At 72.0% G+C, this 15574-nt stretch carries 12 protein-coding genes; 5 read left to right on the forward strand and 7 right to left on the reverse strand.

Annotation, left to right across the window (positions count from 1 at the left end; genetic code table 11):
• The first annotated feature begins 519 nt into the window (after positions 1 to 519).
• Entirely contained in the window at positions 520 to 2766 is a 2247-nt protein-coding gene (locus tag STRVI_RS14035) for a putative bifunctional diguanylate cyclase/phosphodiesterase (RefSeq protein WP_014056311.1), read from the forward strand.
• Positions 2767 to 3524: 758 nt separating this feature from the next.
• On the opposite strand, the gene STRVI_RS14040 is transcribed toward STRVI_RS14035, so the two are convergent.
• Both STRVI_RS14040 and STRVI_RS14045 read right to left on the reverse strand, forming a co-directional pair.
• The gene (locus STRVI_RS14040; protein WP_014056312.1) at positions 3525 to 3881 is read right to left on the reverse strand and encodes a DUF779 domain-containing protein; all 357 of its coding nucleotides are present in this window, start codon (positions 3879 to 3881) and stop codon (positions 3525 to 3527) included.
• A 143-nt stretch (positions 3882 to 4024) separates the two neighbouring features.
• Positions 4025 to 5590 (reverse strand): FAD-dependent monooxygenase, encoded by a 1566-nt coding sequence (locus STRVI_RS14045; protein ID WP_043238715.1) that lies wholly within the window; start codon positions 5588 to 5590, stop codon positions 4025 to 4027.
• A gap of 66 nt (positions 5591 to 5656) precedes the next feature.
• Between STRVI_RS14045 and STRVI_RS14050 the strand changes: the two genes are divergently transcribed.
• The 3 genes from STRVI_RS14050 to STRVI_RS14060 all read left to right on the forward strand — a co-directional run bounded on the left by STRVI_RS14050 (position 5657) and on the right by STRVI_RS14060 (position 7261).
• Positions 5657 to 6388 (forward strand): TetR/AcrR family transcriptional regulator C-terminal domain-containing protein, encoded by a 732-nt coding sequence (locus STRVI_RS14050; RefSeq protein WP_043235895.1) that lies wholly within the window; start codon positions 5657 to 5659, stop codon positions 6386 to 6388.
• A gap of 88 nt (positions 6389 to 6476) precedes the next feature.
• Positions 6477 to 6941, forward strand: coding sequence for a hypothetical protein (locus tag STRVI_RS14055; RefSeq protein WP_014056315.1), 465 nt, complete (start codon positions 6477 to 6479; stop codon positions 6939 to 6941).
• Positions 6938 to 7261 (forward strand): winged helix-turn-helix domain-containing protein, encoded by a 324-nt coding sequence (locus STRVI_RS14060; protein WP_014056316.1) that lies wholly within the window; start codon positions 6938 to 6940, stop codon positions 7259 to 7261. The genes STRVI_RS14055 and STRVI_RS14060 overlap by 4 nt, the downstream gene beginning before the upstream one ends.
• Positions 7262 to 7270: 9 nt before the next feature.
• Here STRVI_RS14060 and STRVI_RS14065 read toward each other — a convergent pair whose 3' ends face one another.
• The 4 genes from STRVI_RS14065 to STRVI_RS14085 form a co-directional block, all read right to left on the reverse strand.
• Positions 7271 to 8311 carry a hypothetical protein gene (locus STRVI_RS14065; RefSeq protein ID WP_014056317.1) on the reverse strand — a complete coding sequence of 347 codons (1041 nt, stop codon included), beginning with the start codon at positions 8309 to 8311 and terminating at the stop codon, positions 7271 to 7273.
• Between the two features lie 535 nt (positions 8312 to 8846).
• Positions 8847 to 9503, reverse strand: coding sequence for a M15 family metallopeptidase (locus tag STRVI_RS14070; RefSeq protein ID WP_043238721.1), 657 nt, complete (start codon positions 9501 to 9503; stop codon positions 8847 to 8849).
• Positions 9504 to 10881: 1378 nt separating this feature from the next.
• Positions 10882 to 11832 carry a TauD/TfdA family dioxygenase gene (locus tag STRVI_RS14080; RefSeq protein ID WP_014056319.1) on the reverse strand — a complete coding sequence of 317 codons (951 nt, stop codon included), beginning with the start codon at positions 11830 to 11832 and terminating at the stop codon, positions 10882 to 10884.
• Positions 11833 to 11883: 51 nt separating this feature from the next.
• Positions 11884 to 13119, reverse strand: a complete 1236-nt coding sequence (locus STRVI_RS14085; protein ID WP_014056320.1) for a cytochrome P450 — start codon at positions 13117 to 13119, stop codon at positions 11884 to 11886.
• A gap of 103 nt (positions 13120 to 13222) precedes the next feature.
• Here STRVI_RS14085 and STRVI_RS46295 point away from each other — a divergent pair, with 103 nt between their 5' ends.
• Positions 13223 to 14188, forward strand: coding sequence for a hypothetical protein (locus STRVI_RS46295; protein ID WP_014056321.1), 966 nt, complete (start codon positions 13223 to 13225; stop codon positions 14186 to 14188).
• A gap of 97 nt (positions 14189 to 14285) precedes the next feature.
• Here the strand turns inward: STRVI_RS46295 and STRVI_RS14095 are convergent, their stop codons facing one another.
• A complete protein-coding gene (locus STRVI_RS14095) occupies positions 14286 to 15545 on the reverse strand; it encodes a cytochrome P450 family protein (protein WP_014056322.1) in 1260 nt (419 codons plus the stop codon).
• Positions 15546 to 15574: the final 29 nt, after the last annotated feature.

The following is a 15574-nucleotide window of genomic DNA, read 5'->3' on the forward strand; positions in this document are numbered from 1 at the left end:
CGGGCCGGGAGGAGGTGTGTCCCGTCTCCTCGCCCGGTGTGACGGCGGAGCGCGCGGACGTGATGCATTTCCCAATTCGACTGTCCGCGGGCAAGATTGGCGGCGCGTCAGAGGGGCGGATCCTGAGGGGTTCAGCGGAGCCGCTTCCAATGGCCCGCCCTCTGGAGGGTCGAGGTCAGCGCGGGGATCGGGCCGCTGGCAGATGCCGGTGACAGGTGCCCGGCCTCCTCCGGCGGCGCACGTCTCCATGGTCAGATCCGGATTGAAGTTTTCCGTTTTTCCTTTCCCCATCGAACGGTTGATCAGTAATCTCGCCTCAGCAGCGGGTTGCCGTGCCGCTCTTCGTCGTGCTCAACTTCCCCGAGGACGCGGACGACCCGAGGGCGGCCCCGGAAGCCGGAAGAGGGCGAAGGAAGTGCAGGACGTGGACTGGCGGCCGGAGGGCATCGACGCCACAGGCGAGGACGCGGCACGTGACAGGGACACAGTCCATGGCGGCTGCCCCGGGGAGCGCGCGATATGACCTCCGAATCGGGCGGGCCGAGATGTGACCGCGGCGCCGGGGACGCCGCCGGGCCCCCCGCCCCCACGGAGAAAGATCAGTTGAGGCGGTTCGCGGGCATCTGGTGCCGGGCCGTCCACCCGCTGGCGGCCACGACGATGACCTCCGACGAGTTCGAGGTCTATCTGCTGCCGCTGGCCCACCGGTTGAGCGCCGCCCTACGCGGCTCTCCCTTCGACACCGAGGCGGCGTACACGGTCGGGGCCGCGCTGGTGAACGCGCAGTGCACCGAGCCGGAAGCGCTGCCCGCCATCCTGGGCGTCATCGACGCGCACCTGGTGTCCTGCTCGGCGCCCACCGGGCCACCCTCTGCCGCGCCGACCGCCGAACCGCCCGCCGCGCCCGGCCACGAGCCCCTGTCCGAGGAGGAGGCGCGCGCCCGCTGTGTGCGGCTGCAGCACGCCCTCGCCGCCGGGTTCGTCCGCGAGCTGCGCAAGTGCGAGCGCGATGAGCAGGAGGCCATCTCGCGGGCCGCGCTGGCCGCCCGGACCGAGGCCGAGAAGGCGCTGCACGCGAGCGAGGCCAAGTTCCAGGCCGTCTTCGAGGGCGCGGTCATCGGCGTGGGCATCGCCGGACTCGACGGCGAGGTGCTCGTCGTCAACGACGCCATGGCCCGGATGTTCGGCGGGATGGACTTCTTCCGCCCCGGCCGCAACGTCACCGAATTCGTCCACCCCGACGACGTACCGGGCGCCCATGAGCTCTACCGCGAGCTGGTCAACGGGGAGCGCGACCACTTCCGCATCGAGAAGCCGCACTACCGCGACGACGGCAGCGAGCTGTGGACCAATCTCACGGTCACCCTGCTCCGCGACTCCAGCGGCGCCCCGCAGTACCAGCTCGCCCTCGCCGAGGACATCACCGAGCACCGGCAACTGCGCGAGCGGCTGCGCTACGAGGCCACCCACGACGAGCTGACCGGACTGCCCAACCGCACCCTGTTCCTGGAGCGGCTGGACCAGGTGCTGGCCGCCGGCGCGGACGCCGAGCGGTTCGGCGTGTGCTATCTGGACCTGGACGGCTTCAAGGCCGTCAACGACAGCCTCGGGCACGCCGCCGGCGACCGCATGCTCAAGGCCGTCGCCAAGCGCCTCCAGGACTGTGTGAAAACTCCCGCCGAGCTCATCGCCCGGGTCGGCGGCGATGAGTTCCTGGCCCTGGTCACCGGCCCCGCGGCGCAGGCCGACGGCGCCGGGCTGGCCCGCCGGATGCTCGCCGCGCTCGCCGAACCCGTCCGGGTCGAGGGCCGTGAGCTGCGGGTACGGGCCAGCATCGGCGTGGTCGACGGCCGGGCGGGGGAGATCGGCCGGGCCGAGGTGCTGCGCAGCGCCGACATCACGATGTACCGGGCCAAGGCCGCGGGCGGCAACCGCTATGAGATCGCCGACGCCGACTCCAACGCCCGGGTGATCGCCCGCCACAGCCTCACCAACGGGCTGCCCTCCGCCCTGGAGAAGGGCGAGTTCTTCATCGAGTACCAGCCGCTGGTACGGCTCACCGACGGCACCGTGCGCGGTGCGGAGGCGCTCGTACGCTGGCTGCATCCGGTGCACGGCGTGCTCGGCCCCGACCAGTTCATCCCGCTCGCCGAGGACACCGGGCTGATCGTGCCGCTCGGCCGCTGGGTGCTGGAGCAGGCCGCCCGGCAGGCGCGGGAGTGGCGCGACGCCGACGAGGACGACGGCGAGCCGCTGCGCGTCAACGTCAATCTCTCGCCGTGCCAACTGAGCCACCCCACGCTGGTCTCCGACACGGTGGCGGTCCTGGAGAACGCCGGGCTATGCCCCAGCGCGCTGTGCCTGGAGGTCACCGAGAACGACCTCATCGGCGCCGACGAGAGCGCCCTGCGGCCCCTGCGGCAACTCGCCGACCTCGGCATGGACATCGCCCTGGACGACTTCGGCACCGGTTACTCCAACCTGTCGTACCTGCGCCGGCTCCCGGTCTCCACGCTCAAGCTGGACCGTTCCTTCACCCGGGGCATGCAGCGGGCCCCGGCCGATCCGGTCGACGTCAAGATCGTCGAGGGCATCGTCTCGCTCGCCCACACGCTGGACCTCGCGGTGACGGTCGAGGGCGTGGAGACGGCCGTACAGGCCGAGCATCTGCGGGGGCTGGGCTGTGACACCGCCCAGGGCTGGTACTACGCCCGCCCGGGCCCGCCCGAGCGACTGCACACCCTGGCACTGGCCGACGCGAGCTGAGGCCGCGAGAGGGCGATGCGCGGCGCCTGGCCGGCGCCGCGCGCCGCGCGCCGCGCGGGCGATGCGCCGCGCGGGCGATGCGCCGCGCGGGCGATGCGCCGCGCGGGCGATGCGCCGCGCGGGCGATGCGCCGCGCGGGCGATGCGCCGCGTAGGCGGTGTGCCCCGCGAGCCATGTGCCGCATAGGCGATGCGCCGCGCAGAGGATGCGCCTGCAGGTCACGCGCCGCGCAGGCGATGCGTGGCGCAGGTGGCGCGCCCCGCAGGGAACGTTCCACGCGGGCGATGTGCCCCGCAGGCCACGCGCCCCGCAGACGCCGCGCCTCGCAGGTAATGCGCCTCGCAGATGGTGCGCTCCTGCAGGTGGTATGTCGCGCAGGTGGTGCGTCGTGCAGGGGATGTTCCAAGCGGGCGATGTGCCGTGCAGGTGAGGCGCCCGGCGGACGTCGCGCCACGCAGATGATGCGCTCCCGCAGGTGATGTGCAGCGCAGGCGGTGCGTCGCGCAGGGGACGTTCCATGCGGGCGATGTGCCGTGCAGGTGAGGCGCCCGGCGGACGTCGCGCCACGCAGATGATGCGCTCCTGCAGGTGATGTGCAGCGCAGGCGGTGCGTCGTGCAGGTGGGCGCGCCCCGCAGGTGCTGCGCCCCGCAGGTGGTGCGTAGTGCAGGTGGTGCGCCCTGCACACGCCGCGCCCCGCAGGTGAACGTGCCGCGCAGGCCACGCTCCCCGGCAAGCGCTCCCCGGCAAGCGCCGCGCTCAGCTCGCCGCGTCGTCCAGCAACCGTGAGCGGATCAGGAAGCGCACACCCTCCGGCGCCTCCAGGGAGAAGCCGCTGCCGCGCCCCGGCACCACGTCCACCGTGAGATGCGTGTGCGCCCACCGCTCGAACTGCGAGGCCGACATCCAGAAGCCCACCGGCTCCTCGACCCCGTCCACCTGCAGCTCCGCGAGCAGCACATCCGACCCGCCCGTACGGAACTCGCCGAGCGGAAAACACATCGGCGCGCTGCCGTCACAGCAGCCGCCCGACTGGTGGAACATCAACGGGCCGTGCTCCGCTCGCAGTTGGCGGATCAGCTCGGCCGCGGCCGGGGTCAGCGCGATACGTTCCATGGGCGATCCCTCTCCGATCATGCTCACCGAGCGGTCAGGGGCCAGACCCAGCGAACCCCTCGCCACGTTGCGAGAACGTTGCCCGCGCGGCGTCCCGCAACCGGGCCTGTCCGCGACGGGTTCGTCAGCCGAACACCAGGGGCTCACCGCACCGGCTCCACCGCCTCGTGCTCCGGTGAGGACGTCGGCGCGCCGGTCCATCGGTGCAGGGCGGCTTCGAGGCCGGTGACGGCGGCGAGGCCGGTGGTGTCGGAGGCCCAGGCGACCACCCCGTCCGGGCGTACCAACACCCCGGTCGGCGCCGCGTGGCCGTCGGTCACGCTGCTCACCCGCCCGCCCCAGGCCGCGGCGCGGCGGGCGAACGTGCCGTCCGGAGAGCGGTCGAGCAGCAGGAACCCGCCGCCGTGTCCGTGGTCGACCAGCCGCGAGCCGTCCCCCAGCCGCAGGTCGGGGACGTAGCGGCCGATCAGCGGATGGTCGCCTGGCAGGTCGATGCACTGCGAGACACCGGAGATCTTCTTGACCGCGTAGGTCGCGCCCTCCCGCGTGCTCAGCAGATCGGCGACGACCTCCCGGAGCGCGGCCGACTCGGCGTCCCCGCGCATCACCCCGATCTGCGCCCGCGTCCAGTCCAGCACCCAGGCGCCGAGGGGACGCCGCTCGGCGTCGTAGGTGTCGAGCAGCCCTTCGGGTGCCCATCCGGCGACCACGGCGCCGAGCTTCCAGCCGAGGTTCATCGCGTCGCCGACCCCGAGATTGAGCCCCTGACCGCCGAACGGCGAGTGCACATGCGCGGCGTCGCCGGCCAGCAGCACCCGCCCCGCCCCATAGGTGGCGGCCTGGCGGGCGTTGTCGGTCCAGCGGGTCGCGGCGCCGCGCAGCGCGGTCAGCGTGACGTCGGTGCCCGAGACCCGGCGCAGACTGGTCTGCACCTCCTCGAGGGTGACCGGCGCCGAGCGGTCGGCGGGAGGTCCGTCGAACTCCACGGTGACCACCCGCCCGGGCTGTGGCCCGTAGCGGTACGCCCCCCGGGTCGACCACACCCATCCGTCGGCGAGCATCGAGGGGTCGGCGATGTCGGCGACCGCCAGGTGTCCGGTGAGTTCGGGGTCGGTGCCGGGGAAGTCGATGCCCGCGAGGCGGCGTACGGCGCTGCGCCCGCCGTCGCACCCGACCAGCCACCCGGTGCGCACCGGGCCGGCGGTGGTGCCGACGAGCACGCCGTCGCCGGTGTCTTCGAGCGCGGTGACCTCCACCCCGCGACACACCGGTATGCCGAGTCGCGCGACATGGCCGGCCAGCAGCTCCTCCAGCTCGCGCTGCGGCACCAGCCTGCCTCCGTCGACCGCGGTGTGGGCGGCGAGGTCGTGATCGGACCAGTCCACGAGGCCGGCGTCGAGGATCATTCCGGCGAAATGCCCGGTGAACCGCGACCCGGGCGCGCGTCGGCCGCCACCGGGTGGCTGGTCGTCGGCCGTGCGGGCGAACGACCCCACCCGCTCGAGCATCTCCCGCTGCACCTGCTCGGCGGCGGGCAGCAGGCCGCGGCGGTCGAGGGCCTCGGCCGTCGGCACATTGATCGCCCCCGCCTTCATCGCCTCGCTCGGCTCGGCCAGCCGCTCGAGTATCTGCACGCTCGCCCCGGAGAGCGCCAGCTCCGCGGCGAGCACGAGGCCCACCGGCCCGGCTCCGACCACGGTCACGTCCATGTCCTGGTTCACATTCACTGTCACGAACAGTGTTCTATGTACGAACAGTGTTCGTGTCAAGCTAGGATGGGTCGGGTGAACCCGAGAGAGCGACGCGCGGCGCGCCACCAGCCGCCGAACCCCGACGCCGAAGCCACCCCCAGGCCGCGGCGCCGCAAGGCCCCGATCACGGTCGAGCAGGTCATCGACACCGCCCTGGACCTCGTCGCCACCGAGGGCTACGAGGCATTGACCATGCGCCGACTGGCCGGCGCGCTCGACACCGGACCCGCCTCGCTCTACGCCCATGTGGTCAACAAGGCCGACCTCGACGAGCTGCTCATCGGGCGGCTGTGCGCCGAGCTCGTCCTGCCCGAGGCCGACCCCGCGGCCTGGCGGGACCAGATCCGCGGCGTATGTGCCCAGATGCGCGACCAGTACCTGAAGTACCCGGGAATCTCCCGCGCCGCGCTCGCCATGGCCCCCACCGACCTCGAGATCCTGCGCGTCAGCGAAGGAATGCTGGCGATCCTGCTCGCCGGTGGCGTCGCCCCGCAGACCGCGGCCTGGGCCATCGACGCCCTCCTGCTGTACGTGGCCGGCTACTGCCTCGAGGTGTCGATCGCGCGCCGGCGATCAACGCAGGATGACGCTGCCTGGGTCCTCGACCGCGCCGAACTGCTGCGCCGGTTCGCCGCCCTGCCTGCCGAGACCTTCCCCCACACCACCCGCCACGCCGCCGAGCTCACCGCGGGGGAGGGCCACGACCGGTTCGAGTTCACGCTCGCGTTGATGGTCGACGGCCTGGCGCGCCGCTAGCCGCCAAGCGCTCCCTCGCCGAGTTCCTTGACTTGCCTATCAGGAAAGTAGGGCGATGACTTTCCTGATAGGAAAGTGAGGCCTCGTCATGGAGAACATCGCTCCTGAGCAGGCCGGCGCCGCACTGGGCGTGGTCGACCGGGCCCAACGCCAGGTGGCCGAGGAAGTCGGCTTGCCTCGCGGCTACTGGTGGGCAATGGCTGGTGGCTGGCTTCTGTTGGGCGTACTCGGCAACGTACTGCCGCAGTGGCTGGCCGGGATAGCGACCGTGGCCTTCGGCATCGGGCACGGGTGGCTCGCCTCCCGCCTGCTCGACGGCCGCCGGCGCACGGATCGGCTGCAGGTGAGCGCGGCGGTCGCCGGCCACCGCATCCCACTGGTCGTGGTCGGCATGCTGCTCGGACTCATCGGCGCCACTGTCCTCGTGGCACTCGCGCTCGACGCCGACGGCGCCGCCCACGCCGGCATCTGGGCGGCGGCGCTGATCGCGGCCGTCGTCGGGTTCGGCGGACCGGAAATCCTGCGGGTGCTGCGTCGTTGGGCGCGGGCATGACGGAGGCGCGGTTCGACGAGCTGATCCATCCCAGCACCCGCCTGTCGCTGGTGGCGACACTGGCAGCCGCCGACTGGGCCGAGTTCGCCTTCCTCAAGGACCGGCTGGGGATGTCCGACTCGGCACTGTCCAAGCAGCTCGCGACCCTCGAAGAGGCCGGGTATGTCGCCACGGAACGCCGCCTCAGCGGCAGCCGCCGCAAGGTACGCGCCCGGCTGACCCCCACCGGCCGGGACGCCTTCACCGGCCATGTCGCCGCACTGCGGGAAATCGTCGCCGACGCCGCAAGTCCGGCCGAAGGGCCGGCGACTCGCTCATGACGTGGTCGCCTATCCGCCGATCTCGGGGTTGCTCGCCATGATGTCCTCGGCGGTCTGCCAAAGGCAGGGCAGGAACCGGGTGACCTCCCCGGCGCGGTGGAGGATGTCTTCGGTCGAGCTGATGCCGAGGTCGCTGACGGCCGCATGGAACGCGGGGGCGAGAGCGCGGTGCGACTCAGGGGCGTCCGCAGCCAGGATGGTGTGACAGCGGGCGAAGGTCGCGATGATCCAGAAGACGGCTTCGTGGTGGTCGCCACGGTCGATGAGGTCCTGGCTGCCGTTGATCGCGATCGGCCGTGCGGGCGGGGTGATGTCACTGCTGAAGAGGAACGGGGTCGTCGCGACCTCGGTGGTGGCGTCGAACGTTTTGGTGAGTTCACGCAGATGGTGCTGGACGCGCCGGGCGGACAGATTCCGGCAGCCGAGGAGGTCCAGCAGTTCCGGATAGCGGCCGAGGCGCCCGTACTCGGTGAGGACGTCACGAGCGGCCAGATAGCGCAGGCGCACGGTGGGGTTGCGCAGGGCGGCGACCAGAAGCACATGGGTGGTCACGCCGGTGGGGAACAGCCAGGACAGCACCTGTTCGTGAAACGGCGCAAAGGCGTCGATCGCCGCGAGCCGGGTTTCAATCCGGCGGCGGGCGTCCTGGCATCGGCGGCGAACCCAGGGCCGCGCCGCGAAGCGGCCCGCGACATGTGCCTGCAGTGTGCGCAGGTGCCCGGTGGGATCATCGATGATCGCGTCGGTGCGGAAACTCCCGGCCAAGTGATAGGAGGCGAGGACGTCGTCGGCGGAGACGAGCTGTGACCAGGGCAGGTAGCTGACTTCGAGCAGCGTGTCGCGGTAGCGGAGCTTGCCCGGCTTGGCGGGCGGGTCGTCCGTGGCGGTGATGACGACAATGTCGATATCAGAGGAGGGCGGCAACTCGGCGTCGTCCGGCAGCCCGACCGTTGACCCGCTGAAATACGCCCCGCGAAAGACCACATCGGAGCGGGCATGCCGGGCAACCCATTCCGCCGCGATGGAACGTCCCGCCCCCACCTTCACCACGCATCCCCCTTGCCGACGAGCGCATGAGCTTCATCGTCCCAGTACGCTGCGACTGCACCCGGCAGGTGCGAGGCGCGGCGAGGCGACCCTCGGGCGGTCGGCATGACGCACTCAAGAGGAGGCAGCCAAAGAACGGCCGCGGCGGCTCCAAGTGGCGTGCCGGTCACGCCGGGGATGTCCAAGGAGGGTGAGCACTTCAGACACCCTGTGGTGACCCAGGGGGATGTGACGGCGTTCAAGCCCGTACGCAGCGGATCCGCGTTAATGGTGCCGATAAAGATCACCAGCCGTGGCGATCAACGTGCGTTCTACGAAGTCGCCGTCCGCGTCAGCGGCGATCATGGATTTGATGCGACGGTTCGCATGAAGAGCGAAGCGGTCGGCTTGTATCCCGGGACTTCGTGGCCCGCCGAACTCACCGCACGGGAGCCCCCTCCCGGAGAACCCCCAGGTGACCATCGTGAAGAGCACGAAGTCAAAGCATCTCCGCTGAGATCGAGGCGAGTTCCACGTCGACAAGGCGAGAAGTCCGCCATCAGTTGAGCTCCATGGGCCCGTAGTGGGCAACTGCCGCTCCAGTCTGCAAGGCCCAGTAGCGGTCTCCGTATGACCAGTGCCACCACTCCGTCGGGTAGTTGACCAGTCCGGCAGTGGTGAGCGCGGTGCTCAGGATGTCCCGATGGGAGCGAGCCTCGCGGCTGATGTCGTCTGCCTGCGTGTAACAGGCGCCCGCACTCTCCTCAGGAGTCGCGTTCATGCGGGTGCCCATGTCGAGCTCACGCCCGTCCGCATCAGCGAGCGTCAGGTCAACGGCTGCCCCGGCGCTGTGCGGTGCGATCTGCGGTGGCGACACGTAGCGGCTGGCTGCCGAGTGGACCTGCTCGGCGGCCCATTCGGGGTGCGTGGCGCGCAGTTGGGCCGCGTATGCGTCGAAGTAGCGGCGTTGAAGGGATGGCGGGCGGTATCCCTCGACGAACAGCAGCCGCATCCCTTGAGGCAGTTGTGCCTGCGCTTCGAGGAGTCGGCCAAGTACTCCTTCCCTCAGGTGAGCGAAAGCGCCGGCGGAGTCCTGCCACTTCCGCTCGTCGACCAACAGGCGGCTGTCCCGCCTCACATCCACGAGCCGTTCACCGCACTCCTGAACGGGTACGGCCGCGACCTGTGGGTCGGACATCAGAACGATCTCAGTCATGATGCGATCATCTCGCGGACTTGCGTAGTCGCAGTCCGGTCCGGCTTTTGGAGGCGCGATCGCGTCCGTGGCAGCGGCGATTGCGCAGACCGGGCGGGTGCGGGCGGCGTATGAGCGGGCGGCGGCGATCAGGCCGAAGCCCAGGCCGCCGAAGGCGAGCCCACCGAACAGCACCATCCAGGTGATTCCGGCGCTGGAGGTGAACGCGCCGTCCGGTTTGAGCCGCGGCAGTACATCCGCGGCGCTGAGCGGGGCGTAGATCACGAGGACGACGCCGTAGACGGACAGGCCGATCGCTGAGAGCCATGCCGGGAGGAGGGGCAGGAGGCGGGGCACCCGTCGCCCGGTGAGGAGGAGTGTCCAGCGTGGGAACACCTGGCCCCAGGGGTACATCAACCCCAGCAGCAGGAAGATCCCGGCGAGCGCGGCCAGGACGGTGACGTCGATGCCCACTGAGGCGAGCGCTTTGGCCGCGCCCGAGCCGCCCGCGTTCTCCTCGCGCCACTTCTCCGCCGTGACGCTCAGCGCGTCGCCGCCGAGTGTCCAGATGGTCTTGACGACCGCCCACGGCAGCAGGCCGCACATCAGCAGGTACACCTGGATCCGGGTCCGCCGGGACGCCACGGAGGCGGGCGGGTGGGCCAGCGGTCCGCTGCCGTCGCCGGTGTGCCCGGTCCCGCACCGCGGACACCGGCCCCGCAGCCGCCGTCGGTGGGAGACGACGACCAGCAGCAGCAGGGCCAGGCCCACGGTGTTCAGCAGGACATGGGCGAAGCCGGTGGCGCTCTCCACGCCCGATAACGACGCCAAGGTGACGACGTACGCGGGCAGGCTCGCCATGCCCATCGCGAAGACGGGGACCGCCACGGCCAGTACCGCCGTCACCGCCACCCGGCCGCGCCGGGCGGGCGGCCGGGGCGTGGCCAGACAGGCGCCGGCGGCCAGCAGGGCCAGGGCGGCCAGCGCGAGTTGGACGCCGGGTGCGTAGGCGACATGCGGCGACCAGGGCACGGTGGCGCCCGTCGCGGCCCAGACCACCTGGACGGCGGCGTACACCACGCCCCATGCCGCGGCGGCGTGGGGCGCCCACCGGGGCCACCGCCGCGGCCACACCCGCCACCCGGGCTCCGGGGACGGAAGCCCGGGGCGGGCCGGGGTTTGCGCGGGAACAGTCACCGTGACCTCCGGTTTCGCGGTGCCGATACTCAAGCCTGTCCGGTAGCGGCGGCGGGTGCATCCGTCCCGGGGGCGACGCCCTCCACCGCGCGGGGGAGGGCGGATGAGCCTCGCGGATGACACTCCGCCCTCTCCACACGACCCGCGGGCCGGGCGGATCAGAAGCGGAGCAGATGGGGATCAGGAGCGGAGCAGGAGCGGATCAGAACAGGACGTTTCCGTTGCCGGCCCGGTGGGCCCGGGTACGGCGGTGGTCCAGATGGATGAAGGTGCGCTGCAGCCACCGGTCGTAGCCGTCGTACTTGGGCTGGTACGCGGTGCGCCCGTGGATGGCGATGCGGTTGTCCACCACGGCCATCTCGCCCGGCCGCAGGACCAGCGTCCGCGCGCCGTCGAGGAACGCGCCCCGCAGGGCCTCCAAGGCAACCTTCGCCTCGTCGTCGTTGGCGGTCGTCGCGTGGAAGTCCACCTTCACGTCGGGATCGTCCGGGTCTCCCCTGAGCACCGCGTGCGCGGGGCCGGGGCCGCCGCCGCGGAAGGACGGCGGCGGGGCGGTGGTGAAGCGCTCCTCCCGCAGGACGCGCAGCGTCCCGGGGCTCAGCAGCTCCAGGGCGGTGCGGATCGATGACACCATCGTGCCCGCGTTCAGGGGCTCGTCGTTGCGCAGACAGAGCAGGCTGACGTAGTCGGGGCAGTGCGGATGGAACGCGTTCTCCACGTGCAGCTCCAGCGGGGTGGAGCCGGCGTTGCTCTGCGACCCCTCGCGGCCGGGCACGGGTACCACGTTCTGGACGAGTGCACCGGACTTCTCGTCCCGGTACGCCGCTATCTCGCCGATCTGCAGGGTGACCATCACGGCGACGGCAGCGGGCACGGTGGCGGTGCGCTCCACCGACTCGGGCACGGTGGGAGTCAGGGGCAGCTCCGCTTCGTCCACCGGCAGGTTGCGCACGATCAGAACGCCGTCGCGGCCGGGGTCGTGGCGATAGAGGCGGGTGGCCTCCCGCAGCCGCAGCGGAAGACGGCAGGACATTCTTCGGGCTTCGGCCACCCAGTGCGGATCGTCGATGAGGCCGGGAGCGCTGGCGGCCAGTTCGGCCGCCAGGGCGCCCGTCTCCCGGCGGTCCTGGGCGGACAGGTTCACAGTGGTCATGTCTTGTCTCTCCTGGAGGTCCTCAGGGCCGGCCTGTGACGCCGGCACAGGTCAGCGCGACGAGGTCGCAAGGCGGGTGAGGGTGACGGGCAGCGAGGTGAAGCCCCAGATGAGGTTGGACCGCATGCGCCGCGGCGCGCCGCGTGGCGCGACCTGGCCCACCCGCCCCAGGAACTCCTCGAAGAAGATGGTCAGTTCGCTGGTGGCGAGCGCGGAGCCGAGGCAGAAGTGCGTGCCGGTGGCGAAGGTGAGGTGGCGGTTGGGGCTACGGGCGATGTCGAAGCGGTCGGGACCGGCGAACACGGCCTCGTCACGGTTGGCCGCGGGCAGCCACACCGCCACCTGGTCGCCGGGCCGGATCCGGTGGCCGCCGAGGTCCACCTCGCGCCGCGCGGTGCGCAGCACATGCAGTGCCGGGCTGGTGAAGCGCAGGATCTCCTGGACGGCGGACGGCAGCAGCTCGGGCTCGGCGCGAAGCCGGGCCCACTGGTCGGGTGCCCGGAGGAAGGCCAGCAGCCCGCCGATGGTGGCGTGGCGGGTGGTCTCGTTGCCACCGGAGATGAGCCCGTTGCAGTTGAGCAGGACCTCCTCGTCCGTCAGGGGCGCACCGTCGACGGTGCCGTGGGCGAGGGCGCTGACGATGTCCTCCTGCGGGTCGCGCCGCCGCCGGGCCAGCAGGTTGTCGTAGTAGACGAGGAGTTCGGTGTGCGCCTCGGCGATCCGCTGGGGGTCGGTGCCGGCGTTCTCGTCCGCCCCGAAGGCGATCATGGTGAGCTTGAGCATGAGGTCCCAGTCGGCTCGCGGCACGCCGAGCATGTCGGAGATGACCGAGACCGGGAGGCGTGCGGCGACCTGCGCGAAGTCGGCGTCGCCCTGGTCCAGCGCGGCCTCGATGACCTCGACCGCGGTCTGCCGGATGGTGTCGTTGAGCCGTCCCACCATGCGCGGGGTGAACGCGGAGTTGATGACGCGGCGGATGCCGCCGTGCCGGGGCGGGTCGGTGACGATGAGCATCTTCCCGGCCGCTGCCGCGTTGGACGTCGGGTCGGCGTCCAGGCGCATGCCGCCGGTGGACGAGAAGGCGGCGGCGTCCTTGAGCACCCGGGCTGCCGGATCGTGGCCGAGGACGGACCAATAGTCGTCGGCGTGGGGCCGCCGGGTGAGGAAGACGGGGTGGGTGGCGCGCAGCCGCCGCCAGACCTCCTCGATGCCGTCCTCGGCGTAGCGGCGGGGGTCGGACAGGTCGGGTGGTGCGGTGATGAGCAGGGGGTCGGTGATCTGGGACATGGGATCTGCCGATTCTCGATTCTTGGAAGCCGACTGCCCTATCGCACGGGCCCGTTCGTACGGTGTGCTCGGCAGTGGCGAACGGATGGACGGGAGAGCTGACATGGCGTCAACACAACGACGGGGGCGGGTCCGGGCGGCGTGGGCGGTCGCGGGGTGCGCCGCCACGTTCGCCGCGACCGCCCTCGCCCGCCGCCGTGAGCGGGAGCCGTTCCCCGGCGAGCGGCTGCTGAAGGGCGCCTCCGCCGCGGGTGGCCTGGCGCTGGTGGCGCTCACGGCCGTACCGCCGGCCCGGCACCGGACGCGCGGGGCCGCGGAGCTGGCGGCGCGCGGCGCGGCCGCGGGACTGGTTCAGGGCGGGAGTCACCTCCTGTTCGACGCGCTGGCCGTGGCCCTCCGCCGTACGGCCGGAACGACGGACCCGGACGCCGCCGAAGTGGCCCCGGGCCGGGTGGCGGCCCGTTGCCTCGCCCTCGGCTCGGCCGCGCTGACGCTCGTGGCCGCCCGGTGGCAGGTGCGGGAGGGAGCGGGGACCTGCCCGCGGTGCGGGCGCCGACCGCGCCCGGCCGCGCCGCGGGCCCTGGCGTGGAGTGGGTACGCGGCGTGCGCGCTGTCCCTGCCGTACCCGGTGGTGAAGCTGGCCTGGGAGTGCGGCAGCGACATCGGTATCACCCGGCCCGAGGTGATCCACGCGGTGCCGGGCGGCTGGCTGCCGGTCGTGCCGGCCCTCGCCGGATCGCTCCTGTCACTGGCGCTGGTACGGCCCTGGGGCCGGACGTTCCCGCCCTGGGTCCCGGCCGTCGGGGGTTCGCGGGTGCCACGGCCGCTGGTGCTGGTGCCGAGCTGCTTCGGCCTCGCGGTGCTGGCCGAGGTGGCCCCGGCGGCGCTGGTGGCGGGTGTGCGGTACGTCAACGACCCGGCCACGCCGCCGGTCGAGGAGATCGGGCTGCGCCCGTGGGTTCCGCTCACGTTCTATGCCTCCTGGGTGTTGTGGGGCGTCGCGCTGGCGGGGGCGGCCTGGGAATACCACCGCACCACCGCGGGCTGCCCCGTCTGTGCGCGGTCGTGAGGCTCTGGCCCGGCCCGGCCCGGCCGGGGCCCGGGCCGGAGACGCTCGCGGGGCCCGCGGGGTGGATCCTGGCTCCGGGGACCCACCCCGCGGGATGTCAGATGAGCAGCACGGACAGCGTCAGCGGGGTGCGGGAGATGGGATTGGGGATGAACGGCACGTCCCCGTCACCGGCCAGCCGCAGCCGCGGGAAGCGCTCCAGTAGCCGCCCGATGGCGATGGCCCCCTCCATCCGGGCGAGCGGGGCGCCCAGGCAGTGGTGGATGCCGTAGCCGAACGTCAGATGGCCGCCCGCATGGCGGGTGACGTCCAGCCGGTCGGCGTCCGGGAACTGCTCGGGGTCCCGGTTCGCGGCGCCCAGGGACAGCAGGACCGGCTGGCCCTTGCGGATGGTGACCCCGGCGACAGTGGTCGGGGCGCCGGAGATCCGGACGTTGGTGAGGAACAGCGACGGGTCGAACCGCAGGAACTCCTCGACCGCGCCCGGCATCAGCGACGGGTCGTTCTCCACCAGCGCCCGCTGCTCGGGGTTGCGCAGCAACGCGTGCACGCCGTTGCCGATGAGGCCCACGCTGGTCTCGAACCCGGCGAGCAGCACGATGAACGCGGTCGAGGTCAGCTCGATCTCGCTGAGCCTGCCCTCCTCGGCGTCCCGGGCCTGCACCATCTGGCCCAGCAGGTCCTCGGTGGGGTGGGCGCGCCGCTCGGCGATGAGCTCCTTGATGACGTCGATGATCCGGTAGGCGATCTCCTCTCGGCCCTCGTGGGTGGCACCGCCGGTGAAGTCGCGCGCGTTCCGCGACCAGTCGTGGAACACCTGGCGACGGTCCTCGGGGACGCCCAGCAGTTCGCAGATCAGGACCAGCGGCAGTTGCCAGGCGTAATGCTCCATCAGATCCACGGGGCTGCCGTCCGCGCCCTCCTCGGCCAGACGGTCCAGCAGCTCGGCGGCGGTCGCTTCGACCCGCGGCCGCATCCGCTCGGTCTGCCGCCCGGTGAACGCACCGCTGAGCAGCTTGCGCAGCCGCGTGTGCTTGGGCGGGTCGGTCACCACCGGGTGCTCGTTGTAGATCCGCCAGATGCCGCCCTCCTCGTCGGAGACCGGGTCGTCCTCCGGGTCCGGCTTCTGCCGCAGCACCGGGTCCAGGTGGGCCAGCCGGATGTCCTCGTAGCGGGTGGGCACCAGCCACCGGGAACCGTCCGGCAGCTCCGCCCACCACACGCGCGACTTCTCCCGCAGCCGGGCGAAGAAGGCGTACTGGTCGCGCACCAGCTCCGGGTCCATCAGCTGGAAGACGGGGACGCCGTCACCGGACGGGCCCGCCGGGTCCTGGCGCGCGTCGGTCGCTTGTCGCATCGGATGTGCTCCTTCGGTGGAGAGGTCCG

The sequence above is a fragment of the Streptomyces violaceusniger Tu 4113 genome (assembly GCF_000147815.2).
Taxonomy (GTDB): Bacteria; Actinomycetota; Actinomycetes; order Streptomycetales; family Streptomycetaceae; genus Streptomyces; species Streptomyces violaceusniger_A.

Bases quoted from the DNA above. Each gene is read 5' to 3' on its own strand.
- STRVI_RS14070 (WP_043238721.1), bottom strand. From the start codon at position 9,503: ATGACTGAGATCGTTCTGATGTCCGACCCACAGGTCGCGGCCGTACCC.
- STRVI_RS14095 (WP_014056322.1), bottom strand. From the start codon at position 15,545: ATGCGACAAGCGACCGACGCGCGCCAGGACCCGGCGGGCCCGTCCGGT.
- STRVI_RS14035 (WP_014056311.1), top strand. From the start codon at position 520: ATGACCTCCGAATCGGGCGGGCCGAGATGTGACCGCGGCGCCGGGGAC.
- STRVI_RS14050 (WP_043235895.1), top strand. From the start codon at position 5,657: ATGGGTCGGGTGAACCCGAGAGAGCGACGCGCGGCGCGCCACCAGCCG.
- STRVI_RS14045 (WP_043238715.1), bottom strand. From the start codon at position 5,590: ATGGACGTGACCGTGGTCGGAGCCGGGCCGGTGGGCCTCGTGCTCGCC.
- STRVI_RS14085 (WP_014056320.1), bottom strand. From the start codon at position 13,119: ATGTCCCAGATCACCGACCCCCTGCTCATCACCGCACCACCCGACCTG.
- STRVI_RS14080 (WP_014056319.1), bottom strand. From the start codon at position 11,832: ATGACCACTGTGAACCTGTCCGCCCAGGACCGCCGGGAGACGGGCGCC.
- STRVI_RS46295 (WP_014056321.1), top strand. From the start codon at position 13,223: ATGGCGTCAACACAACGACGGGGGCGGGTCCGGGCGGCGTGGGCGGTC.
- STRVI_RS14060 (WP_014056316.1), top strand. From the start codon at position 6,938: ATGACGGAGGCGCGGTTCGACGAGCTGATCCATCCCAGCACCCGCCTG.
- STRVI_RS14055 (WP_014056315.1), top strand. From the start codon at position 6,477: ATGGAGAACATCGCTCCTGAGCAGGCCGGCGCCGCACTGGGCGTGGTC.
- STRVI_RS14040 (WP_014056312.1), bottom strand. From the start codon at position 3,881: ATGGAACGTATCGCGCTGACCCCGGCCGCGGCCGAGCTGATCCGCCAA.